At 69.5% G+C, this 23,032-nt stretch carries 19 protein-coding genes, 1 tRNA gene and 1 pseudogene; 1 reads left to right on the plus strand and 20 read right to left on the minus strand.

From position 1 onward, the window contains the following. Positions 1-105 precede the first annotated feature (105 nt). A tRNA-Pro gene (locus OG254_RS43425) sits at positions 106-182 on the plus strand. A 103-nt stretch (positions 183-285) separates the two neighbouring features. Here OG254_RS43425 and OG254_RS43430 read toward each other — a convergent pair. From OG254_RS43430 to OG254_RS43525, 20 genes and pseudogenes are all read right to left on the minus strand, one after another. Next, positions 286-468, minus strand: a pseudogene (locus OG254_RS43430) (4'-phosphopantetheinyl transferase); the annotation flags it as partial. Continuing rightward, positions 462-1,211 carry a sulfite exporter TauE/SafE family protein gene (locus tag OG254_RS43435; protein WP_405593257.1) on the minus strand — a complete coding sequence of 250 codons (750 nt, stop codon included), beginning with the start codon at positions 1,209-1,211 and terminating at the stop codon, positions 462-464. The pseudogene OG254_RS43430 and the gene OG254_RS43435, both read right to left, overlap by 7 nt. A 16-nt stretch (positions 1,212-1,227) precedes the next feature. After that, positions 1,228-1,767 (minus strand): flavin reductase family protein, encoded by a 540-nt coding sequence (locus OG254_RS43440; protein WP_405593258.1) that lies wholly within the window; start codon positions 1,765-1,767, stop codon positions 1,228-1,230. After that, complete coding sequence (locus tag OG254_RS43445) at positions 1,764-2,825, minus strand: MupA/Atu3671 family FMN-dependent luciferase-like monooxygenase (RefSeq protein ID WP_405593259.1); 1,062 nt, start codon at positions 2,823-2,825, stop codon at positions 1,764-1,766. Before OG254_RS43445 ends, OG254_RS43440 begins: the two co-directional genes overlap by 4 nt. 17 nt (positions 2,826-2,842) lie before the next feature. Further along, positions 2,843-4,696, minus strand: coding sequence for an asparagine synthase (glutamine-hydrolyzing) (gene asnB, locus OG254_RS43450; RefSeq protein ID WP_405593260.1), 1,854 nt, complete (start codon positions 4,694-4,696; stop codon positions 2,843-2,845). A gap of 28 nt (positions 4,697-4,724) precedes the next feature. Further along, complete coding sequence (locus tag OG254_RS43455; RefSeq protein WP_093910532.1) at positions 4,725-4,973, minus strand: acyl carrier protein; 249 nt, start codon at positions 4,971-4,973, stop codon at positions 4,725-4,727. 28 nt (positions 4,974-5,001) lie between these two features. Next, complete coding sequence (locus OG254_RS43460; protein WP_405593261.1) at positions 5,002-6,057, minus strand: alpha/beta hydrolase family protein; 1,056 nt, start codon at positions 6,055-6,057, stop codon at positions 5,002-5,004. A gap of 13 nt (positions 6,058-6,070) precedes the next feature. Continuing rightward, positions 6,071-7,084 carry a 3-oxoacyl-[acyl-carrier-protein] synthase III C-terminal domain-containing protein gene (locus OG254_RS43465; RefSeq protein WP_351187312.1) on the minus strand — a complete coding sequence of 338 codons (1,014 nt, stop codon included), beginning with the start codon at positions 7,082-7,084 and terminating at the stop codon, positions 6,071-6,073. Next, on the minus strand, positions 7,081-8,475 hold the full coding sequence (locus tag OG254_RS43470; protein ID WP_405593262.1) for an MATE family efflux transporter: 1,395 nt from the start codon (positions 8,473-8,475) through the stop codon (positions 7,081-7,083). Before OG254_RS43470 ends, OG254_RS43465 begins: the two co-directional genes overlap by 4 nt. Further along, a complete protein-coding gene (gene thiO / locus OG254_RS43475) occupies positions 8,472-9,563 on the minus strand; it encodes a glycine oxidase ThiO (RefSeq protein WP_405593263.1) in 1,092 nt (363 codons plus the stop codon). Before thiO ends, OG254_RS43470 begins: the two co-directional genes overlap by 4 nt. After that, positions 9,560-10,606 carry a 3-deoxy-7-phosphoheptulonate synthase gene (gene aroF, locus OG254_RS43480; protein ID WP_405593264.1) on the minus strand — a complete coding sequence of 349 codons (1,047 nt, stop codon included), beginning with the start codon at positions 10,604-10,606 and terminating at the stop codon, positions 9,560-9,562. Before aroF ends, thiO begins: the two co-directional genes overlap by 4 nt. Positions 10,607-10,653: 47 nt before the next feature. Next, positions 10,654-11,346, minus strand: a complete 693-nt coding sequence (locus OG254_RS43485) for an SDR family NAD(P)-dependent oxidoreductase (protein ID WP_405593265.1) — start codon at positions 11,344-11,346, stop codon at positions 10,654-10,656. Beyond that, positions 11,343-12,677 (minus strand): aldehyde dehydrogenase family protein, encoded by a 1,335-nt coding sequence (locus tag OG254_RS43490; protein ID WP_405593266.1) that lies wholly within the window; start codon positions 12,675-12,677, stop codon positions 11,343-11,345. Before OG254_RS43490 ends, OG254_RS43485 begins: the two co-directional genes overlap by 4 nt. Further along, positions 12,678-13,733 (minus strand): phenazine biosynthesis protein, encoded by a 1,056-nt coding sequence (locus OG254_RS43495; RefSeq protein WP_405593267.1) that lies wholly within the window; start codon positions 13,731-13,733, stop codon positions 12,678-12,680. Beyond that, the gene (locus tag OG254_RS43500; RefSeq protein ID WP_405593268.1) at positions 13,730-14,311 is read right to left on the minus strand and encodes an anthranilate synthase component II; all 582 of its coding nucleotides are present in this window, start codon (positions 14,309-14,311) and stop codon (positions 13,730-13,732) included. Before OG254_RS43500 ends, OG254_RS43495 begins: the two co-directional genes overlap by 4 nt. Further along, positions 14,308-15,699, minus strand: a complete 1,392-nt coding sequence (locus tag OG254_RS43505; protein ID WP_405593269.1) for an anthranilate synthase component I family protein — start codon at positions 15,697-15,699, stop codon at positions 14,308-14,310. The genes OG254_RS43500 and OG254_RS43505 overlap by 4 nt, the downstream gene beginning before the upstream one ends. Position 15,700: 1 nt before the next feature. Then, on the minus strand, positions 15,701-16,393 hold the full coding sequence (locus OG254_RS43510; RefSeq protein WP_405593270.1) for a cyclase family protein: 693 nt from the start codon (positions 16,391-16,393) through the stop codon (positions 15,701-15,703). 3 nt (positions 16,394-16,396) lie between these two features. Further along, positions 16,397-17,653 carry a biotin carboxylase gene (locus OG254_RS43515; protein ID WP_405593271.1) on the minus strand — a complete coding sequence of 419 codons (1,257 nt, stop codon included), beginning with the start codon at positions 17,651-17,653 and terminating at the stop codon, positions 16,397-16,399. After that, the gene (locus OG254_RS43520; protein ID WP_351187290.1) at positions 17,650-18,864 is read right to left on the minus strand and encodes a biotin carboxylase; all 1,215 of its coding nucleotides are present in this window, start codon (positions 18,862-18,864) and stop codon (positions 17,650-17,652) included. The genes OG254_RS43515 and OG254_RS43520 overlap by 4 nt, the downstream gene beginning before the upstream one ends. A gap of 1,383 nt (positions 18,865-20,247) precedes the next feature. After that, a complete protein-coding gene (locus OG254_RS43525; RefSeq protein ID WP_405593272.1) occupies positions 20,248-22,992 on the minus strand; it encodes an AAA family ATPase in 2,745 nt (914 codons plus the stop codon). Positions 22,993-23,032: the final 40 nt, after the last annotated feature.

Here is a 23,032-nt window from a genome sequence, read left to right on the forward strand (position 1 = left end):
TAGGTGGCGACAATTATGGGTCAAGAGACAGGACGCGTCGGGGTGGGTGTGTGTATGAGGTAGTGTTGACCTGCGTGATCACGCGGTTCACCGCGTGAGAGGCACCGGGACGTGGCGCAGCTTGGTAGCGCACTTGACTGGGGGTCAAGGGGTCGCAGGTTCAAATCCTGTCGTCCCGACCAGCATTGATGCAGGTCGGAGGCCGTTCTCTCACTAACGAGAGGATGGCCTTTTTGTACGTCCGGAGCCATGGTGGTCGCAGCGTGGTCGCACGTCCGGTCTGCGGCCGGTCTCACCGGGTAGAACGGGCTGCGGCGGTACGCCGAGCCCGTCCATGGCGCGGCGGGCGCAAGAGCGGACGCGCTCATCCACTGCAAGCCCTCCCAGAGGGAGGGGAATGATCCGGCTGCCATCGACGACCGCGGCACCATGCGGTCGAACCCTCGTGCGGGCTGAGTGATTCACCAGGATCTGGCGATCAAGTCGGCCATGGCGAGCAGTCCGACCGCGGCGATCGTGCCCCGCAGGGCAACCGGCGACAGCAATCGGCCGTACCGGGATCCGAGCAGGCCCCCGACCGTCGACCCCGCCGCGACGATCCCGGCGACGTACCAATCGACGGTGGTGACGCTGACGAAGACGATCGCCGCCACCAGGTTCACCGTCAGCGCCAGAGCGTTCTTCACGGCGTTCAGGCGCTGTAGGTCCTCCGTCGTCAGTGCGCCGAGCAGCCCGATGAGGACCACGCCCTGAGCGGCCCCGAAGTAGCCGCCGTAGATGCCGGTGCCGAACACGCCGAGCCCGAGCCCCGCACCGCCGCGGCGGCGTTCGGCGGCCAGGCGTCGGGCCAGGACGGGCTGCAGGATCACCAGTGCGCAGGCCGTACCGATCAGGATCGGCACGATCTTCTGAAACCAGGCGGACGGCAGGCTGAGCAGCAGGAGGCTGCCGATCAGCGCGCCGATTCCGGCAGCCGCCGCGAGCCGCAAGAGGAGCGGGCGCTGTCCGGTGAGCTCCCGGCGGTAGCCGTACACCGCGCTGCCCATACCTGGTACGAGCCCGACATTGTTGGACACGGTCGCCAGGATCGGCGGGTAGCCCATCGCGATGAGCGCGGGGAACGTGATCAGCGAACCCGAGCCCACCACCGCGTTGACGGCACCCGCTCCTGTGGCGGCGATCGTCAGCAGTCCGAGATCCCATGCGTCCACGGCTACTCCCAACCCCTCATGGCAGCCACAGATCCGGTTCCGCACCGAGGCGGCTTCGGCTGAACAGCAGTGCGGGCTCCTCCGACAGCGGGCCGAATGTCTGGACAGCGCCGACGAGGATGGTGTGGTCGCCGGCCGGATAGGTGGATTCGACCAGACAGTCGAAGTAGGCGATGCCGCCGAGCAGCACCGGCGAACCGGTGCACGGGGCAGGCGCGTGGGCGACGTCGGAGAACGCGGCGCTGCCCCGGGTCCGGACCGGGTCCGCGAACGACCGGGCCGTCGGCTCCTGGAGAGCGCTCAACACGGTCACCGCGAACCCGTCGCCGGACAACACCTGACCGGTCGTCCGGGAGCCGGTCCCGAGCACCGCCAGGACCAGCAGCGGGTCGAGCGACACGGTGGCGAACGCATTCACCGTCATGCCGTGCAGTTCCTCGTCCCGGACGCAGGTCAGCACGGTCACCCCGGTGGGAAATCGGCCGGCCGACCGCCGGAACTCACTGGAGGGGTGTTCCGGCAGCCGCACGCGGTCGGCGCTCTCGATGCGGGTCATCGGCTGTCTTCCGAGGCGGCCGCCCGGAGGGAGCCGAGGAGATTGAAACCCGCGACGACCTTGTCCCGGGTCACCCCGAAATCGATGAGGCAGGCGATCTCGTCGACATCGGCCTTCCGGACCCGTTCGACGACGTCGATGGCCTTCTCGACGGTGCCGAGAAGACCGCCTTCGTCGAAGTACCGCTCGAAGGAGCGCTCGACCATGGCGTCGAAGTGCCGGGGGCTGAGCGTTGCGGGGTCGATCCGTCGGCCCTTCGGGCCGGAGCTCATGGTCAGCCCGGCGAAGCTGCGGAGGTAGGCGGACAAGGGCGCCCGGACCGTCTCCTTGGCGACGGCCTCGTCCTCGTGCAGGTACGCGTGGAGCATGAGGACGACGTGCCCGCGGTCCTGGTCCGAACCGGACTGGGCCGCGTACTCCTCGCGGTAGAGCGCGACCTTGTCGGACAGCTCGTCCAGGCTCTGCCCGACGAGGTGGGTCAGCAGTCCTGCCCGTGCGCGACCCGCTGCCCGGAACGTCTCGGGACCACCCGAACTCGTGATCCAGACCGGCAGTTCGGCTTGTACGGGACGCGGGTAGGACCGCACACGCTGCGGTTCGCCCGCGCCGTCGACGACGGACACCGAGCCGCCGCGCCACAGCTCGCGCACCTCCTCGACGATCGTCTCCAGCTTCGCCTTGCGGTCCGTGAAGTTCTCCGGACGCAGTGCGAAGTCCTGCGGATGCCATCCGGAGGCGAACGACACGCCGACCCGGCCGCCGGAGAGGTTGTCGACCACCGACCACTCCTCGGCGATGCGGACCGGATGGTGCAGCGGTGCCACCACGCTCCCCGCGCGGATGGCGACGCGCTCGGTGGCGACCGCGACGGCCGCCCCCAGCACGGACGGATTCGGGTAGATGCCGCCGAACTCGTGGAAGTGCCGCTCCGGTGTCCACACCGCGGTGAAGCCGTGAGTGTCGGCGAACTTCGCCCCCTCGAGAAGCAGACCGTACCGGTCCGTCGAGTCGGCCTCCGCCTCCTGCTCGTTGGCGAAGTAGAACAGACTGAAATCCATGGTCTTGCCGTCCTCCTTCAGATGTCGAGGGTCACGTCGTAGGCCGACAGCCAGCGGTTGAGCCAGAGCGCCATCTCCAGCCCGCCGCGGCTGTAGGGGAGGCTCGTCGTGCTCAGCGACCGGTCCATGACCTTGTCGATCTTGGCCCGGTCCAGGAGCGGGTGGACCGGCGCGTTCGGGTCGGCGAGCACCTCGGCCATCTCGGCCCGCAGCGCGGCTTCGTATCCCGGATCCTGCGTCGCCGGATACGGCGTCTTCTTCCGCTCCAGGATCGACGTCGGCAGCAGGTCCCGGGCCGCCGCGCGCAGCAGGCTCTTCTCCTGGCCGTCGAACGTCTTCATCTCCCATGGCGTGTTGAACACGTACTCGACCAGGCGGTGGTCGCAGAACGGCACGCGGACCTCCAGACCGACCGCCATGCTCATGCGGTCCTTGCGATCGAGGAGGGTCTGCACGAACCGCGTCAGGTTGAGGTACGACACCTTGCGCATCCGCCGGTCGACGTCGCTCTCGCCCGGCAGCACAGGCACCTCGGCCACGGCGTCGGCGTACCGGTCGGCCCGGTACCCGGGTATGTCGAGCTTCTCCCGCAAGCCGCCGTCGAGCAGGGACGTGCCGCCGAAGTACCGCGCGGATCCGGAGGTGAGCCACGGGAACGTGGTCGCGTCGACCGCCTCCGGGCGGTGGAACCAGAGGTAACCGCCGAACAGTTCGTCGGCGGACTCGCCCGAGAGCGCCACCGTCGAGTGTTGGCGGACCGCCCGGAACAGGAGGTAGAGCGACGGCCACATGTCGCCCCAGAACGCCGGCGGTACGTCGGTGGCTCGGAGCACGGCCGCCCGGACCGCCGGATCGGACAGCTCGCGGCTGTCCAGCAGGATCTCCCGGTGATCGGTGCCGACGTGCGCGGACAGGTCGCGCACGAACGGCGCGTCGGCAGCGCCGCGCACCGCGTCGGGCTCGAAGCTGTCCGTCGAGCCCTTGAAGTCCACGGAGAACGAGTTCACGCGTCCGTGGCCTTCTCGCTCCAGGACCTGGGCGGCGATCGCCGTGATCGTCGAGGAGTCCAGTCCGCCGGAGAGCAGGGTGCACACCGGCACGTCCGAGATCAGCTGCCGGCCGACGATGTCCTCAAGCAGGTCCCGGACGTTCGAGATGGTCTGCTCGCGGGTGTCGGCGTGCGGGGCCGCTTCGAGCGCCCAGTAACGGGACTTCTTGACGCCCGTCGCGTCGACTCGGATGACCTCGCCCGGAAGGACCTCGTGCATGCCGCTGAACACGGCGGCCCCGGGGGTCTTCACCATGTCCAGGGCCTCGCACAGGCCGACCCGGTCGACGGTTCGGCGCGCCTGCGGGTTCGCCAGGATCGCCTTGGGCTCCGAACCGAACAGGAGCCCGCCCGGGGTGGGGTAGTAGTAGAGCGGCTTCACGCCCATCCGGTCCCGGACGAGGACGAGCTCCTGGCGCACCGCGTCCCAGATGCCGATGGCGAACATGCCGTTGAGGTGGCGGGCGAAGTCCACCCCCCATTGGAGGTAGGCCCGCAGGACGACCTCGGTGTCGCTGTTCGTCCGGAACGTGTGGCCGTGCGTGATGAGCTCCGCGCGGAGCTCACGGTAGTTGTAGACCTCGCCGCAGAAGGTGAGGGCCGCGAGCGGGCGATCACCGTCGTGATCGGCGACCATCGGCTGCTTGCCGCCTTCGAGGTCGATGATCGACAGCCGCCGGTGTCCCAGCGCGATCGGACCGGAGATCCACATTCCCTCCTCGTCCGGACCGCGGCATTCCATGGTCTGGGTCATCTTCCGTACGAGCTCGTGATCGCGTTCGAGCCCGCGATGACGGTCGAACCATCCGGTGATTCCGCACACGTCGTGTGTTCTCCGTTTCGGATCGGGGCTAGGCGAGGCGGGTGTCGACGACCGCGAGGAGCTCACGCGGCGTCTTCGCGTCGGAGGTGATGGACTCGGGGAGCTCTATCTCGTACTGGCGCTCCAACTTCGAGATCGCGTTGAGCAGCGTCAGTGAGTCATATCCGAGTGCGTCGAAGGTGAGGTCGAGGACGTCAGGCGTCGGCTCGACCGGATCCTCGAAGTCGTTGCATTCGTTGAGCAGTTCGATCAGCGCTTCGAGAGTGAGCTTCTCCATCGGGAGGCCTTTCGTTCAGGTGGTTGGTTCAGAGGGAGGGGCCGGGGCGGAGCACCGCGTCGACCGATTCGACGAGGGCCCGCAGGAAGGCGGGGTCGAACGGCCCGTAGGTGCGCCAGCCCTCCGCCGAGCGGGCTGACATCAGGTGCCCGAGCCGCGGATGGATCGTCAGCTCGGACCGCAGGCCCTGCGCGAGCGCCGCGTGGTGCAGGAGGTGAGCCTGGCGGGGCGGCGTCGTCCAGTCCTCGCCGCCCACATGGATCGTCATCCGGCCGGTGATCCCGGCCAGTCGGCGGTACGGAGCAGGCTGCGCGAACCAGTCGCGCCAGAAGGAGGCGGGCGCCGACTCGTCGCCGTTCACCAGCGCCTGCTGCTCCCAGGTGTCGTACTCCCACGCGAGTTCGGCGCGGAGCAGTTCGAGGTCAACGGTCGGGCCGAAGCGGTCGACCAGGTCGAACTCCTCCCACCAGCCGCTGCGCCCCTTTTCGTCAGCTTTCGCCGCGGCGAGGTCGACGGTGCCGTCGGCGTCGGCGAATCCGCCCGCGCTCAGCCATTCCAGACGACGGTCCAGGCCCATCCACCGCTGGAACACAGGGCGCGCCTCGGCGCTCGGGGCGACGACCGCCAGGTGGCTGTCGCCGCCGAGGCGCTCCGCCGCGGCCAACGCCACTTCGGCACCCATCGAGACGCCCAGCAGCAGCACGCGGCCGCTGTCCACGTCGGGGTGGGCCCGTGTCTGTTCGACCACCCGGACCGCGTCGTCGACAAGGCCGGTGAACGTGAACCGAGGTGAGCCCGCGCCGTCGCGGCGGTCCTCGCTCAGGAAGCGGGTGTCGAACGCGGCCGCGGCGATTCCGGCCCGGACCAGGGCGGCACCCACATCGTCGAACAGGCGGACCGGGCCGTTCCCGGACGCCTCGGCGGGAAGGAATGCGTCCCGGTCCCAGGCGCCGAACGGGTGCAGCAGCACAACCGCCGGGACGTCCCGGCCGGGCGGGATCTCGCTCGGTAGCCGCAGTACCGCGGTGCGGCCGTCGGCCAACGACAGGTCGTCGGTGCGATCAGGGGCAGTGTTGTCGGTCATGGTCACCCCCGCCTCAGACCCGTACGAGGCTGCAGAACCACTGCATGCCCCCGGACAGGCCGGCAAGAGCTACGAGGTCGCCGGGTGCCAGCTCGTCCCGGGAGTCGTAGATGCTCAGGCACATCAGCTGGTCGGCGCAGCCGACGTGGCTCAGCTCGGCGGCGAGCGCCGCGTTCGTCCTCTCCAGCGGAACCCCGGTGGCCTTGGCGACGCCGGCCAGCGAATGTTGGTTGTCGTTCAGATAGATCAGGCGCTTGATCTCCGAAGACGACACGCCGGCCCGCTCGCAGGCACGCTCCACGACGGCGGCCACCTGGTGGTCGACGTCCTTGACGAACTGGGCGAGCTGCTCGGGTTCGCGACGGAAGTGCTGGTGGACCAGAGCCATCTGATCCACCTCGAGGTTCTCGCCGGCCGGAGCGGCGCTGCCCCCGTATTCGACCCGGAAGAAGTCCACGTAGCGCGGGTCCACGATCTGGTCCGTCGCCAGCCATTGCAGCCGCTCGTGTCCGCGCTGGACCACCGCGGCGGCGGCCCCGTCGCTGCCGAGGCAGGTGTTGTTGCGCATCCGGTTGATGTGGGTCTCGCTGACCCGGTGCACCGCGACCAGCAGGACGCGCTGGATGTCGTCCCGGACCGCCATCAGCCCGGCGATCTGCTGAAGTGCGGTCACCGCGGACGCGCACCCCTGGGTGGCGAGCAGGGTCGGCGTCGTACCCAGTTCGAGCTCGCGGGCGACTGCCGCGGAGGCGTCCCAGTTGAGGTACTCCGGGACTCCGCTGTCCGCGACCACCAGGTAGTCGATGTCCGACGCCGAGAGGCCGGCGGCGTCGAGGGCCTGGCGGGCGGCGTCCGCCGCCATACGGGTCTGCCCGATGCCCGGTGCTGCCCGATGGAAGGTGCGGTACCCCCAACGGATCACCCGGTCGGGGTCGTCGACGTAGGAGTGGGCCGTCTCGGCGACGTCGCAGGGCTCACCCAGAACGTGGGCGAGGGACGCGATTCCGAGTGCCACGGGCGCGTTCATGCCGTAACTTCCTTGGTTTCGTTGGTCTGTCGGGCCGCCAGCACGAGGAGAACCGTCGTCTGCGTACCGGCATTGATGATCATGGCGATCCACGCTCCCGTCAGCCCAAGTGGCGTGAGGACGAGCAGTGGTGCCAGGCAGAGCTGCAGGGCCGCACCGACCGTGGTGGAGGTGGCCAGCGCCTTGCCCTGCCCGCCGCCCAGGAAGATGCCGCTCAGGGTGACGTTGCAGAGCAGCAGAGCGATGTAGACCGCGAGCCACGGGATCTGGCCGTAGGCCGCGGAACGGATCGCCGCCTCGCCCGTGAGCGCGTCCACCGCGAATCCGCCGAGGAGCAGCACCGACAGACCGCCGAGAAGGGACCAGGCGATGCCGAGCCGCACCGACGACGAGCGGCTCGCCGCGAGCAGCGCGTCGTCGTCGGCGCCGTTCGCCCGGGCCGCGACGATGGTGGCAGCCTGGCGCATGGCGTACGCCGCCATCGTGAGGAACAGCAGCGTCCGTGTGACGGTCCCGTACGCGGCGACCTCGTCCGTTCCGAAACGGGCCACCACTCCGACGATCAGCATGCCGGCGGCCATCCGTACCAGGAAGTCCACTCCCAGCGGCAGGCCGGCCCGGAGGATCTCGCGGACAGGACCGGGTCCGGAGGCCGCTGGCACGTCCTGAGCGGCGCCCATCTCGCGCACCAGCGGAGACCGCCGGTAGAGCCACCAGGTCACGGCCAGCGTGACCGCTCGCGACGCGACCAGTGCCAGTGCCGCGCCCGTGACACCGAGCTCCGGGGCGCCCAGCCACCCGTAGATGAGGATGGGGTCGGCGACGACGAGGATCACGTTCGACAGGACGGCCATGCGCATCGGCGTACGCGTGTCACCGTTGGCCTTGAACGTGCTGTCCACCAGGTGCTGGCCGTAGAAGACCGCTATGCCCGGCACCGCGATGGTGAGGTAGTCGACCGACAGCCGGATCGCCGACGCCTCGTCCGAACCGAGGATCAGTTTCGCCAGAGGTTCCCTCAAGACGAAGAGCACCACGCAGATCACTGTGGTGACGGCGAGGGTGATGCGGAACGCGGCGCGCAGCAACGAGCGCAGCTGCCCGTACTCGCTCGCGCCAACGGCGCGCGACAGCACGATCGTCGTGCCGCCGCTGACCGCCAGGATGACAGCCATGAGCACGTTCTCGAGCGTGGCGGCCATGGTCACGGCGGCGAGCGCCGGCCCCCCGAGCTTCGCGATCCAGACGACCGTGATGATGCTGGCGATGACACCCGCCATGAGCTCGATGTAGACGGGCCAGGCGACGTTCAGCAGACGTGCCGGGTCGAGCCATCCCGTCACCGGCCTGCGTTTCGTCGGCGGGCTCGTTTCCACAGATGGAGTTGTCATCGCGACGCGCTTTCCTTCGTTGATCGGAACCGTTGAGGTGCGAATGCCGCCGGAATCCCGTCGGCGGCGCCGACCATCAACGCGGTCATCAGGTCCGCCGCGACCGGTGCGAGCAGGAAGCCGTGCCGGTAGTGCCCGGTGCAGACGTAGGCGTCGGAGCGGCCCGGGATGCGTCCCATGATCGGCAGATGGTCGGGGGTGTCGGGCCGCAGGCCCACCCGCGTCGCCGCCACCTCGTGGCCGGCCAGCGCCGGCACGAGCGCAACCGCTTTGCGCAGCAACGAATCAGTGGCCTGTGCCGAGGGCCGCACGTCAAAGCCCGCGTGGTCCAGGGTGGCGGCGACGATCGTCTCGTGGCCGTCCCGGCCGGCCAGGTAGACGGGCTCTCCCCGCACCACGCCCCGGATACCGTGCCGGAGCCCGGGGCCGCCGGTCGGATCCCGCAGCAGCACCACCTGGCCGCGCACCGGCGTGACCGGCCACTCGTGCAGCGTGGGCGACCACGCCCCGGTGGCGACGAGCACCGAGCCGGCCGAGACCTCGCCGAGTGAGCGGACCCGCCGGTCGACATAGCGGACTCCGAGCGCCTGCCCGGCGGCACGCAACGCCTCCCGGACCCGCTGCGCGTCGACGTGGTGGTCCTCGGTGGCGAACCCGCCACCTCGGCACTCGGCCGAGAGCAGCGGCTCCCGGGCCCGCAGTTCGTCGGCGTCCAGACTCTTGCACGGGGCGTCGAAGCCCTCCCGGAAGCTGTACATCGCGGCCAGCCGGGCTCGGTCCTCCTCGGCGTGGGCGACGAGCAGCAGACCGCTGTCCGCGTACCCGAGGTCGATCCCGCTCTCGGCGGCGAGCTCCGCCGCGAACGCGGGCCAACCGTGACGGGCCTCGTGGGCGAATGTCAGCAGGGCGGGATCGGGGAAGTCCGCCTCGCTCACCGGCGCCAGCATGCCGGGCGCGACCGCGGAGGCCGTGCCGGGGATCTCGTCGTGGAAAACCTGTACGTCGAGCCCGCGCTGAGCGCAGCGCCACGCCACAGCGAGGCCGATGACTCCGCCGCCGATGACGGCGACATCCGGACGCCCGGTCATGCGGCGTGCCCGGCCGGTTCCGGCTCACGCAGCGTCAGGCCCCGCCCCACGCTGGTGAGAACGTCGCGCAGCGCGTCGGCGAGGTCGAACCAGCGCTCCCGATCGAGCGCCTGAGCGCCGTCGCAGAGCGCGGAGGGTGGGTCGGGGTGGATGTCGAGGAGCAACCCGTCGGCTCCGACGGCCGCGGCGGCCAGCGCGAGCGGCTTGACCAGGTGGCGGTGACCGACTCCGTGGCTGGGGTCGACGATGACGGGGAGATGGCTGATGTGCTTGACCACCGCCACCGCGCTCAGGTCCAGGGTGAACCGTGTCGCCGGCTCGAAGCTCCGGATCCCCCGCTCGCACAGCACGACGTTGGGGTTCCCGGCGGCGAGCACGTACTCGGCTGCCTGCAGCCACTCGCTCACGGTGCACCCGAACCCGCGCTTGAGCAGTACCGGCCGCCCGGCCTGGCCGACGGCCCTGAGCAGGGTGAAGTTCTGTGCGTTGCGGGTGCCGATCTGGAGCACGTCGGCATGCTCGGCGACCAGGTCGACCGTCTCCGCGTCGACGACTTCGGTCACGACGGGCAGGCCGGACTCTGTGCTGACCTTGGCCATGATCCGCAGGCCCTCGTCCTCGAGCCCCTGGAAACTGTAGGGGGAACTCCGCGGCTTGTAGGCGCCACCGCGCAGCGCGACGGCGCCGCCGGCCTTCGCCATCGCCGCTGAGGCGGACATCTGCTCATAGCTCTCGACCGCGCAGGGTCCCGCGATCAACGCGAAGTCGACACCGCCAACCGTCGCCGACCCGCCGAGGGTGACGACGGACCCGAGAGGAGCGGCCGCCCGGTCGGTCAACGGCGCGTCCGAGTGGTCGGTCACCACCCGCTGCACCAGACCGGACTCGTGCAGCACCTCGGCCGGCGCGAGCTGATCGCCCGGCACGTACACCAGCAGCTCATCACCGATCCGGCACATGGTCGTGCCGTGCGCGGCCGGAACGCGGGCCTGTATTCGCTCGCGCACCGCTTCTTCGTCGGCAGCCCTGCAGACAAGCAGCACCGGGACTCCTTTCAGAGGTGGGACACCTGATGTGTGTTCGAACAAGCTCAGTGCAGGAACCGGCCGCCGTCGACGACCAACGTCTGTCCGGTGACGCCGGTGGCGGCGGCGATCCCGAACACCGAGTCGGCCACCTCCTCCAGCGTCACCACCCGCTGCAACGCGGTGGCGGCCAGGAGGCCGGCGAGGACGTCGTCGGGGAGCGAGTCGGTCATCGACGATGCGACCGGCCCCGGCGCGACGCAGTTGACCCGGATCCCCCGGTCGCCGAGCTCCCGTGCGGCCGACCGGGTCAGGCCGACCACGGCCGCCTTGGCGGCGGCATAGTGCGGACCGAACGCTCCGCCCGTGAACGCCGCGACGCTCGACAGGTTCACGACCGCACCGGCCGCCGCGGACAACGGACCCAGCAGCTCCCGCGTCACCGCGAACGGCACCTCGACGTTCAGTTGCATGCAGTCCCGCCACGCCGCGGTGCTCAGGTCGGCGTACCGCGTCGACCTCGCCCCGCCGATGCAGTTGACCAGCAGATCCACGCTTTCCCACGGCAGCGCCGCGACGAGCTCGGCGGGACCGTCGTCGCGGGTCAGATCCACCCGGACCGACGAGAGCGACGGGTGCGAAACGGCCGGGGGCCGCGTGTGGAACTGGGCGAGGACCTCCGCTCCCGAGGCCAGGGCACGGGCCACGACAGCGGTGCCGATGTCTCCGGACGCTCCGGTGACCACCACGTGCTTCATCCGGTCGGCTCCTTGTCCGAGAGCAACGCCTTGGGCTCCAGCAGAAAGCCGGTCAGACTGCCGTCGTGCGGAAGCTCCGGCCCGTTCGTCCAGGGGGCCATCCCGCCGACCACGACTCGTCGGATCCGCGGCTCCGCGAGGGCGGCTGAGGGAAGGCCGAGGTCATCGCTGAAGACCGACAAGGCGAGCGTTGGGCCGAACGGTTCCAGACCGTCGGCGGCCGACCACGGCGTGATGACGACGAAGGGGAACGGCAGCTCGGTGCCGATGGACGGATGCCGAGGGTCGGACGTGCTGAGCACGACCGGGCGCGCGGCGTACGAGCCGTCGGGCAACGCGACCGGACCACCGTCGGCCGAGTGGCGCCGGAAGCCTGCCTGTTCCAGCCCGGCGACCGTTTGACGCATCTGCGCGGCCTGTTCCGCGGAGACCGTCGGCAGCACGGCGTCGGGATGAGCCGCCGGAAGGGTCGGCAGCGCGTCCAGACGGGCCGCCAGGGCGTCGGCCACCTCCGCCGGATCCCCGCTGGTGCGGATCACCGACGTGTTGGTGCAGCGGACGCCCGCGTCCGCGGCGACGGAGCGGGCCAGCGCGTCGACGATGTCCGGCGACAACGGCTTGTCCAGCAGTACGGCACTGCGGCCGGGCCCTCGCGTCAGCACTCGGGGGTCGTCCGCCCATCGGCCCACGGCGGTCGGCCCGCCGTACACGATGCCCAGGTCGGACTTGGCAAGGAGCCGCTCACCCAGATCGTGGGAACCGGGCAGGACGGACAGGCAGTGCTTCGGCAGCCCGGCCGCCAGGAGAGCGGCCGCGAGCCGGAACGGTGTGAACGGGTCGCGCGTCCCCGGCCGCACGATCACGCCGTAGCCGAGCGACAGCGCCCGGGCCCATGTCAGATGCGGGTCGACATGGTTCGACGGGGTCACAATCCCGAGGCTCTGTCCGCGCGGCACCCAGCGGACCCGGGCCGCCGGCGCCGGCAGCTGCCGCGCGTTGCTCTCCTCCAGCTGGGCCAGCCCGTCGCGGACGCTGCGCAGGCCGTCGCTCACGACCCGGTGCGGCAGGCCCGTGGCGGCCACCACACGGCGGCGGTACTCGTCGGCCGACTCGCCGGCCGGCTCGGCCTCGGCGAAAAGCTCACCTGCCCGGCTGAACACCGCCGACGGGACGGCCGCGCCACGCAGGCGCCGCAGGGCCAGTTGGAGCAGGAGCGGCGGAGCCACTCCGACACGGGCCACCAACCCACCGTCGACGCCGGGCAGATCAGCGGTTTCGTCGCAGGCGAATGCCTCGCCGCCGACCAGCGGCTGCAGAATCGTAGGGCTCATCTAGTACACGCCCTCGATCACCTTCGCACCGGATGCCGGGCGGAAGGGCTGCACGTCGGCAAGGTCGTCGCCGTCGCCCGGCCGACCCGAGGCGATCCGGATCGCGGTGTCGCGCTCCATCATGTTGGGCAGGAACAGATCCTTCGTCAGCAGGTGCACGAGGACGCGGCCACGCTCGCCGGGCGCCACCCGGTCACCCGTGTCCGGGTCCACCACCTCGACGACCGACCGGGGCTGGAAGGTCCGGAAGACGCACGGATGCGCATCGCCGGGCTCGGGAGACCGCTGCGGCGCGATGCCCATGAGGCTGTTGCCGTAGATTCCGCGCACCTCGGCGCGCGGGAAGAACTCGGTCTGGAGCAAACGCAGAGACGTGCTGTTGATGCTGGTTCCGCTCCAGATGATGCCGGTGACGCGATCGGCCAGAATGCCGTAGAGCTTCGGGCGCGCACACAGCGCCTCCAGTACGGGGGGCGTGATGAACAGGACCCGTATGTCCTGCGACTCGGCGATGGTCTCGACCTGGTCGAGGACATGCTGGATGTACTCGTCGGCCAAGGGGCGCCGATCGGTCCGGATCAGCAGCTTCACCCAGCGCGGATCGAAGTCCACCGTGAAGAACATGGACTGGCGCAGTTGCGCCAGCCGGCGCACGGAGCGGCCGACGATGTGCGGCCCTGTCGGCCCGATGTGCAGCCAGTGGCCGGCACCGCCGAACGTGGGCAGCATGGTCTCGACCCAGTCCACGCCCTCCAGCCGGGACCGGTGCTCTACGACGCGCTTCGGCACGCCGAGCGTGCCGCCCGACTCGTACACCTCGAACGGGCTGTCGGCCGAGCCGGCCGGCATCAGGTCGTCGACCGGGACGGTACGCAGCTCGTCGCTCAGATCGGGAAACTTCCGTAGATCAGCGAACTCGTTGACGTCGCGGAGGGGGTCGAAGCCGAGGCTTTCCTTTCGCTTCAGCCAGAACGGCGACCCGGTCTCAGGGCTGAAGTGCCACTGGAGGGTGTCCTGAAGATGGCTGGTCATGTCCTTGTCTCCGTAGCCGGTCATGCCGTCACCCGCTCGGCTGCCTTCAGCGCGTTCGCCACCATGTCGAGACCCTTCTCGGTGAACAGGGATTCCGGATGGAACTGCACGCCCTCGATCGGCAGGTCGCGGTGTCGCACTCCCATGACCTCGCCGGTATCGGTCCAGGCCGTCACGACGAGCTCATCCGGCACAGACTTCGGGTCGACGGTCAACGAGTGGTACCGCGTCACGTTCAGCGGGCTCGGCAGCCCGGCGAAGGCGCCTGTTCCCTGATGGAAGACGGGGCTGAGCTTGCCGTGCATCGGCAGTGCCGCCCGGACCACGCGCGCGCCGAATGCCTCCGCGATGCACTGGTGTCCGAGGCACACCCCGAGGATCGGCACACGACGGCCGAGGTCACGGATCAGTTCCAGCGAGATGCCCGCGTCCTGCGGCCCGCCCGGGCCGGGCGAGATGAGGATCAGGCTCGGGTCGAGCGAGGCGATCTCGTCCACCGTCACTGCGTTGTTCCGCACGACGCGGCACTCGTGCCCGAGTTGGCCGATGTACTGCGCAAGGTTGTAGACGAAGGAGTCGTAGTTGTCGATGATGACGATCACGCTTGAACCTCTGATCCGAGACTGACGGCGACAGCGCGGGCGGCGGCCCGAAGCTTCGCCACACACTCATCCCGTTCGGCGCGGGGATCGGAGTCGTAGACGATCCCGCCGCCGGCCTGCAGATGTATCTCGCCGTGGTGCATGACGAGCGCGCGAATGGTCAGGTACAGGTCGGCATGGCTCACGCCGAACGATCCGACCGCGCCTGAATACAAGCCGCGCCCGACCGGTTCGAGTTCGTCGATGATCTCGATCGCCCGCACCTTCGGAGCACCGGTCATGGTGCCGGCGGGGAAGCTCGCCCGAATGAGATCGTCGGTGCGGCAGCCAGGGCGAAGCCGACCGCGCACATCGGATGTCAGATGCATGACATGCGAGTAGCGCTCGACCTCCATCAGGCGCGGCACCCGTACGGTCCTCGGCGCACAGACACGCCCGAGGTCGTTGCGGGCCAGGTCGACGAGCATCCGGTGCTCGGCCAGCTCCTTCTCGGACGAGACGAGGTCGTGCTCAGCCATGAGGTCCGCAGCGCGATCGGCTCCCCGGGGGCGCGTTCCGGCCAGCGGCCGGATGAGAACGTCACCGTCGGTGAGGGTGACGCACGGCTCGGGCGACGCACCGACGACCTCGAACTCGTCGCTGTGGTAGTAGAAGTGGTACGGCGAGCGGTTGAATTCCGCCAGTCGCCGGTACACCGTCAGGCCGTCCGCCTCGGCGGGCGCCGAATACCGGGTCGACAGCACGACCTGGAAGATGTCGCCGGCCAGGATGTACTCCTTCGCCCTGCGCACAGCCTCCAGGTACTCGTCCACCCCGTGTCCGAAGGCGCCCGCGCCGACCCGTGCCGGCGGCTCCGGGAACTCCTCAGCCCGCCGGAGCACCCGCTCGACCCGCTCAGCGGCGCTCCGGGCCGCTGAGGCCGAGGCGCCCCGGCCGACCACCGTGGTCCCGGTCCGGTCGAAACGGATCAACACCTCCGGCAGGAACAGGTCGTAGGTCGGCAGGCTCGTCGACTGCAGCGACAGCCGCTCGAAGTCGGTGACCGCGTCGTACCCGATGCATCCGTACCAGCTGCGTTCGTCGAGCGCCGCGCCGGACGCGAACTCGAGGCCCGCCAGAAAGTCGATCGCCGCCGTGACCGGAGCGGGCGCCGACAGATCGCGCTCCGGCCCCACCCGACGGGCGACCGCCAGCGTGCCGACCGCGAGCAGCACGACCGGTTCCGCCTCCGAAGCCCGGCAGCTCAGCATGATCCGGTCCGAGCCGCGCAGTGCGGCCGCCGCGTCGACCGCGTCGACATCGGGTCCGCGCAACTCGTGCCGGTGCACGATATCGCCGGGATTTAACCCGCTGCGCAGGAATGCGGGCGACTCCACGGTGGTGGCCACGTCAGCGACCCGCCGTGGGCACGGCCGCGTCGGCGTACTCCACCGCCACCACTCGGGCCGGTGCGGCCTCCACGCCGGCCACCTTGATCGGCAGGGCGAACAGCTGCACCACCGGCTGCTCCAGATCGTGCAGGTTGGCCACGTACTCCAAGATCGGAATGTCGGCGGCCAGCAGTGCGTGGTGTACCGGCGATTCGGCATCACCGGGACGCTCGGTCAGGCAGTCGAATCCGACGAGGACGGCGCCGTTGTCGATGGCCCACTGCGCGGCCGACGGCGTCATGTACGGCGGACGGTCCCAGTAGTCCGCGGCACCCCAGTTGTGGCGCAGGTAGTCGGTGCGGATGAGGAGGCGGTCCCCGGGCGTCCACAGGTCGCCCACGGCCTTGTCCAGGTCTTCAGCCGTCACCGGCTCCAAGTCGCCCTTGTGCGACAGATCCGCCACGCACGCACGGCCGATCAGGGTCTCCAGCGGGACATCCTCGATGCCCTCGGTCCCCGGATAGAAGTGCAGCTTGTATTCGATGTGCGTGCCGTTGTGGGGAAAGATGTGCAGCGTGGAGAACGTGCGGTTCGTGCCGTACGGATCCGTCTGCGGCGTCATCGCCCGGTCGAATGAGAAGCGCGGGAACCAGTCCGCCGGATACGAAGGCATGCCCTCGGAAAATCCGTGGGTCAGGTCGACAATACGCATTTGTCAGCCGTTCTGCTGGTAGTGATCTACGTTGTAGAAGCCAGCACCGTCGAGATACCTGATCGTGTTCAGATCCCGTTGCAGGACACCATCGGACTCGTGGTGCAGCGTGACGGTGAGCGGATAGGTCAGATCGTTCACGGTGGGCTGTATCGCACTGCCCGGCGCGACGAGAGTCCGCGCCGCGCGGAAGCTCGGCAAGGCCTCGATCTGCTCGAGCCCCCGGTAGGAGACGAGCGTCCCTCGGTACGGCGAAGCCAGCGCCGACCAGGCAAAATAGTGCTTGAGCCGGTACGGCGTGCCGCAGCGCGCATCGAAGCGTTCCGGCCGGACGTAGCAGTCGACGGTCCAATCGAGCTGGGATTCACCGATCGCCTCGGCCGCGAAGTAGGGCAGTTCGCCGCCCGAAATGCGTGCGCCGATCTCGACGAGACAAGGGCCGTCCGGAGTCATCTTGATCTCCAGGTGGGCCGGACCGAATTGAATCCCGAGGGCGTCCAATACGGCGAACGCATACGCGGTCAACGCGTCAAGACCGGGAGCGCCCGGCTCCAACAGGACGCTTTCCACCAGCAGATCTGTGATCCCGTTCACAGACAGCCGACCGGATCCCCAAATGTCGGTGACGTGGTGTCGACCCGCTCGGCTCACCGTGTTGACGATGTATTCCGCGCCCAGGAGATATTCCTGTGCCACCACACCGAGATTCGGCAGCGAGAAGATGTTCTCCCGCCCCATGATCGCCGCAAGTGCCGCCTCGGACTGGTCGGGACCGTCGCAGAACGTGACGCCGTCGCCGGCGGCACTGCGCAGCGGCTTGACCACAATCCGGCCGCCGACTTCCTGGTGCCACGCGCGTAGCTCCGCGCCGTCGGTCACGTGCACCTGACGCGGCGTCCGCAGTCCGGCCGCCGCCACCTGCTCGATCATCTGGAACTTGTCCCGCCTGGTGGCGCTCAACTTGGCGCCGTTGGTGTCCAGACCCATCAACTCGCTTATCTCATCAGCGAGTTCGACGCCCAGTTCGCTGCCGGTGATGACGGCCACCGGCTGGTAGGCGGACAGTTGCCGGACGGTGTCCTCGACATCGCCCCGGTGCACCACATTCGTGACGTAGTCGCTGAGATCCAGCGGACCGCGGTACACCTCCGGGACCTCCGCGGTGCTCTGCAGGCGAACGCAGGGATAACCCGCCTCCAGAAACGCGGGCGGCAATCCCCGGGCCGGCGCGTACGGATCGACCAATACAACATGCTTCATGCGATGTCTCCCACCGGCTCGGCGCTGATACGGAAGTCAGCGGCGGCAACTTGGATGGCCTCCTCGACCGTCCGGCTCGTGGTACCCCGGAACCGGAACCGGCCGCCCACGTGCTCGTAGTAGGCGTCGGCCAGCGGCAGCACTTCGCCCTGGCCCAACAGCGCCTCGGCGTACAAGCCGGGGACCCGCCCGCTCAGCGGGGTGACTTCGGTGATACGGCAGGGCCGCCGTGCCGGCGACGGCACCAGCAGCCAGCCGGCAATGTCGTCGTTCTTCAGCACCGGCGAGTCCAAGGGCTCGCCCAGCTGCAGCTTGAGGGCCGCCGCCATCAGGTCGTACCCGTGGACCTCCCGCCACAGGAACGGGATCTCACTGCCCCCCACACGAGCTCCGACCTCGAGGAATGTGCACTCCGGCTCGCCCGTGGCAGCTGCCGGCGCGACGAACAGCTCGAGGTGGAACACCAGGGGATCGGTGTCGAAGGCGCCGACGAATCGCTCCGCGGCGGCGCCGATCGCCGACACGATCGCCGGGTTGTCCTCTTCGACCGATCCCAGGTAGTCGCCGGTTCGGAAGTCCAGGCAGCTGTTGACGTACCGGGAAGCGCGGAAGGCGGCGAGGCGTCCGTTCAAATACACGCCGTCCACGTGGTAGATCGGGTGCGGGTTGTAGACCTGGGCGAGCATCGGCCGCTCGGTGAAGTCGATCTCGTCCGCGTCGGACGGCCCTCGTAACCGCGCGACGCCGTCGCTGGAGCTGCCGATACGCGGCTTGACTATGACGGGCCAGCCGTGCTCGGCCGCGAAGGCGCGGACATCGTCGGCACTGTCGACCGCCGTGAGCGCAGGCACCGGAAGACCGCGGGCGGCAACGATCTCGGCCATCACGAGCTTGTCGAGGAACCGAAGTGCCTGATCAGGCTTCGTCCCCTCGCATCCCCACTCGGCCCGGAGCGTCGCGGCCGTCAGCAGGTCGTCCTCCTTCAGCGCGATGATCCGCCGAGGGGGCCCGTGCCGCTCCGCGAGCGCCGACACCGCCCGGCGCACTGCCACCAGGTCGTCGGTGTTCGCGACGATCTCGACACCGGCGGCCAGATCCGGGACCCGGGTGCGACCGACCTCGGTCGTGATGTATGTGACGCGGTTGACCGTGTGGTCGAGCACGGCCGCGTAGTCGACGTACTCCGCCCGCCACCGGTGGATGACCACCACATGGCACTGGGCAGAGGCAGTTTTCGCGCACGCCTCAGATCTTCGATCCACGAGCCCCCCCGTTTTCAATGAATCGCTGCGCCGCGAAACGTATACCGGGGTTGATCAATCCCGCAAGCAACTTCATGGCGAACCGATCAAGGCGGATTCAAGATCGCAGCGGTCCCTTCGGGCGCAAATCGGGGCGGTCGTGACAGCGGTGCACCATGCCCGAGGTCTCCGTGATCCACTCGGACTGTCGCCGCCCCGGGTCCACCCTCTGACGGATCGGCACTCGCCGAGGCCGGGGTTACCCGGAGGGCTCGGGCTGCTTGGGTCCGATGCCCAACTCCGTCTCATAGTCCGTGTGTTCTGCACCAATGGGTTGCTGTGATCGGGGTCCGGCGCCGAGGTGGGCCCGCTTCCCTGCCCCTGCCGGGCAACCTCGCCTTCGCCCGCTGCTGCGTCGGCACAGACCTCCGCCACGCCTCCGAGCGCGGCCCACCGACCCCCAGCGACCGGGCACACCGTGCCTGGGCCGCACGTCCGCCCGCAAGGATGCCGACGGCTTTCCAATTACGTTTGCTGATGGAAATCGACCTCGTCCAGTGGCGACATCGACGGGCACGCCGACGGGCAAGATATGCGGGCGGCCGTCTCGCAATCCGAGGCCGTCGCCGTCGGGACCCCGTCTCGAGAGCGGTCGCATCGTCGAGCCCGGATCCCGCGACGAGCTCATAGCCCTGGGCGCAATGCGCCGCCCTGTTCAATCCGCAGGTCAATTGCCGCCGGCCGGGTGGTGGAGCGCCTGACCGGCGGTGGCGCTCCTCCCTTGCGGCCATGTCCGGGCGGGCGACCACTGCTTGTTCGCCGCGGCGGTACGCGAGTCCCGGCCCGCTATCGGCGATGGCGCGATGTACCTCGCCGCCAACCGAAGAACACCCAGCGGGCACGCCAAGCGCCCTCCAGGCGCTTGGCCGCAGGGTCGAGTCCAGTCGAGGGCGCCACTGACGCACCGTCAGTGGAAACGCGCTGTTGATGGAGAGCCCATTTTCACTTGATCGTCCCCGCAAATCGGACTCCACCCTTCCGTGGGGCGGGGAGTCCGGCAGCCACCGGCTGAACCGGGGTTCAGGTAGTTGTCCAGCCGGCCGACGAAGCAGAGGCGTAGATCGTCACGAGTGCGGGGTCCACCGTCCGCCATGTGTCGCCGGCGTCGCGGGGGATGGCGGCAGTGATCGTCAGACGCAGCCGCTGATCAGACAGATGGCTGGATGGGTGCTTCGGAATCGGGGTCCCTGAGTGCCGGTGCACGGGATTTCGGGACCAGTTGGGGACCACGCGATGTCATGAGTGAGAGGACGGCCTCGCGTGCGTCGGGAGCCATGGTGGAGCTGGAGAGGGCTACCTGCGCGTCGCTGTCGTCTCGTCACGGTTCACCGCGTTGGCCAGTTGGACGCGTGACTGGACGCCCAGCTTGCTGAAGACCATCCGCAGGTGTGTGCCGACCGTGTTGACCGATACGCCGAGCTCGCCGGCGGCGGAGCGGTTGGAGTGCCCGTCTGCGATCAGCAGGGCGACTCGTCGTTCCGCGGCGGTCAGGGAGGCCCACCCGGATTCGGGTCGGGTGGCGGCCGTCGACCACTTGGATCGTCGGGCGCCGGCCTGGCGCATCGCTTGTTGCACGACGTCGCGGTAGACCCGGGCGTCCATCCGGTGGTAGTCGTCCCAGGCTCGGTCGAGCAGTTCGAGGGCCTGGTCGCGCTGTCCGTCGGCCAGCAGTGCTCGTCCGTAGACGTCCGCACCGTAGGCGCGCAGGATCGGGCGGGGACTCCGCGCGAGGACCCTGGCGCTCTCGGCGATCATGGGCAGGTCACCTTTCGCGCGCCCCCGAAGGCTCAGCGCGACTCCCTCGAAGCTCGCCACGCCTGGGTTGCGCGTCGCGGCGAGTTCGGCGATCTGGACCACGACCTCTGAGAAGGCTCCGTTCGCCCCCGCGGTGCCGATCTCGAAGAACAGGCCCATCCAGCAGGGCCACAGCGGCCAGTAGCTGCATGAACTGACGGCTCCCAGGGCCACCGGACCCAGGACCTCGATCGCCTGGCCGATATCGCCCTGACCGGCCGAGAGCCAGCCGCGCATCACGGTGAGACCGGGATTGCGCACGCCGTCATCGGTATCGACGAGTTGATCGGTCTGGGCCAGGAGAGCCGCAGCGGAACGGGTGTTTCCGCGCAGCAGCTCGACGGAGATCTGCACGATGAGCGCGTCGAGTGCGTACACCTCGCTGCCGAGTTGCTGGCCGAGTTCGACCAAGGTCCGCGCGGTGGACTCGGCGTCGTCGCTGTGGCCGAGGTTGAAGTCCTGCCACATCTGGGCGCAGTGCAGCGCCGGGAGGATGGAGCGGGTGCTGTTCCTGCTGTCGGATCTGACCTCTTCCAGCAGAAGTTGCGCGTGGTCGTACCGGTCCAGGAACTGCAGAGAGGTGATCTCTTCGGCGAGCCGGAGGGGCCCGACGAGAGTGCGCAGTTCCCGGAAGCTCTTCAGGGCGTCCTGGTGGCGGCCCTCGTTGCGAGCGGCCTCGCCGACGGCGTGCAGGGCCAGGACGAGGGCGTCCTTGTCCCGACATGCCCTGGCGCACTCGAGCGCGGCTGTGGCCTCGCGCGCCGCGGGCTCGCCGGCCATCAGCCTGGTGTTGGCCAGGGCGCGTGCGGCGGTGAGGCGAGCACCCACTGCGGGGGTGAGCGAGTCCGCGGTGAGCACCGGTTCGACGCGTGTCAGAAGTTCGCCCAGCCTGCCGCCGAGCCAGAGTGCGCGTGCGGCCTCGCTCTCCACCGCGCCGACCAGATCGGCGTCATCCACGTGGGCCAGGAGGACATCGGCGACGGCGACCGCTTCCCGGGCTCGCTGGGTCTGGCAGAGCACGGACAGACAGCGTCGGCCGACGTCAAGCCATTCGGTCTGCTCCGGCAGCACGGTGCGGAACGCGAGGGCGGCCAGGTCGCCCGCGTCCTGGGGGCTGGCGGTGCCCAACTGCTCCGCGGCCGCGATCAGGATCAGCGCGCCGGCGACGTCTCCACGGGTCGCTGCCGCGCGGGCGTGCGGTGCGGCCAGCAGTGCCTGCCCGGCGCCCAGGTGGTGCTCCGCGAAGCGGCGATGCAGGGTGCGCACGGTGTCGTCGGGCATGGCCGCGAGCACCGCCTCGCGCACCAGGTCGTGACGGGCCGTCACGTTCTGCTCGGTGACGGTGATCAGTCCGGAGTCGAGCGCCGCCGCGAGCGGCCCGCCGCGTCCTGAGCCGGCGGGTTCCGCCACCAGCCGCAGTGCCTCCTGCACGGATACCGCGCGCCCGCTGACCGCCACCACTTCGATGAGGGCGCGTGAGGCGTCGGGCAGTTCGGCAAGCCGGCGGGCGATCGCGGTGCCGAATTCCTCCGGAACCGTGTCGGGCTTGCCGTGCGCTGCCGCACTCACGAGGTTGTCGAGGACGTCGAGGGCGAGGAGCGGGTTGCCGGCCGAGGCGTCAAGGAATCGGCGCGTGCGCTCATCCGGTGGGTGTCCGAGGCGGTCCTGCGCGATGTCGGCCAGATCGGCGCTCGTCAGGGGGGTGAGGCGGATGTGTTCGAGGTGCGTGCGTACGGAGCCGAGGATGTCGGCGTCGTGGTCGCGGGTGGCCAGGAGCCACACCACGGGCAGGCCGAGCAGGCGGGTGAGCAGCATGCGGATGAGGAACTTGCTGACGCGGTCGGCCCACTGGACATCGTCGATCGCGATCAGGACAGGCTTCTTCGCCGAGACGCTCTCCAGAGCGGAGGCGATGCGCTCGACCAGCAGCAGCGGTTCATGAAGCGCGTCCACGACGTGCTCGTACTGCTCGGCACCGACCAGCGGTTCACCACCGGTCCTCAGCGCTGTGATCACCGGCGCGCCGGGGCTGACCTGGTCGATCGGATCGCAGACGCCGAGGGCCGGCTGGATCTGCATCCGCTCCGCCTGTCGACACACCTCCGCAAGGAGCGCGCTCTTCCCGATGCCCGCTGTGCCACTGACGAGCACCACTCCACCGGAACCGTGGCGGTTCGCGGCGCGTACCACGGCCAACGCGCGTTCCATCGGCTCGCTGCGGCCGCGTAGCGGTCGGGGCTGCATTCGTACCACTCCTTGCTCGCACGATGGGCGGCGGCTCGGC

Origin of the sequence: Streptomyces sp. NBC_01092 (assembly GCF_045039535.1) — a bacterium.
In the GTDB taxonomy this organism is placed as follows: domain Bacteria; phylum Actinomycetota; class Actinomycetes; order Streptomycetales; family Streptomycetaceae; genus Streptomyces.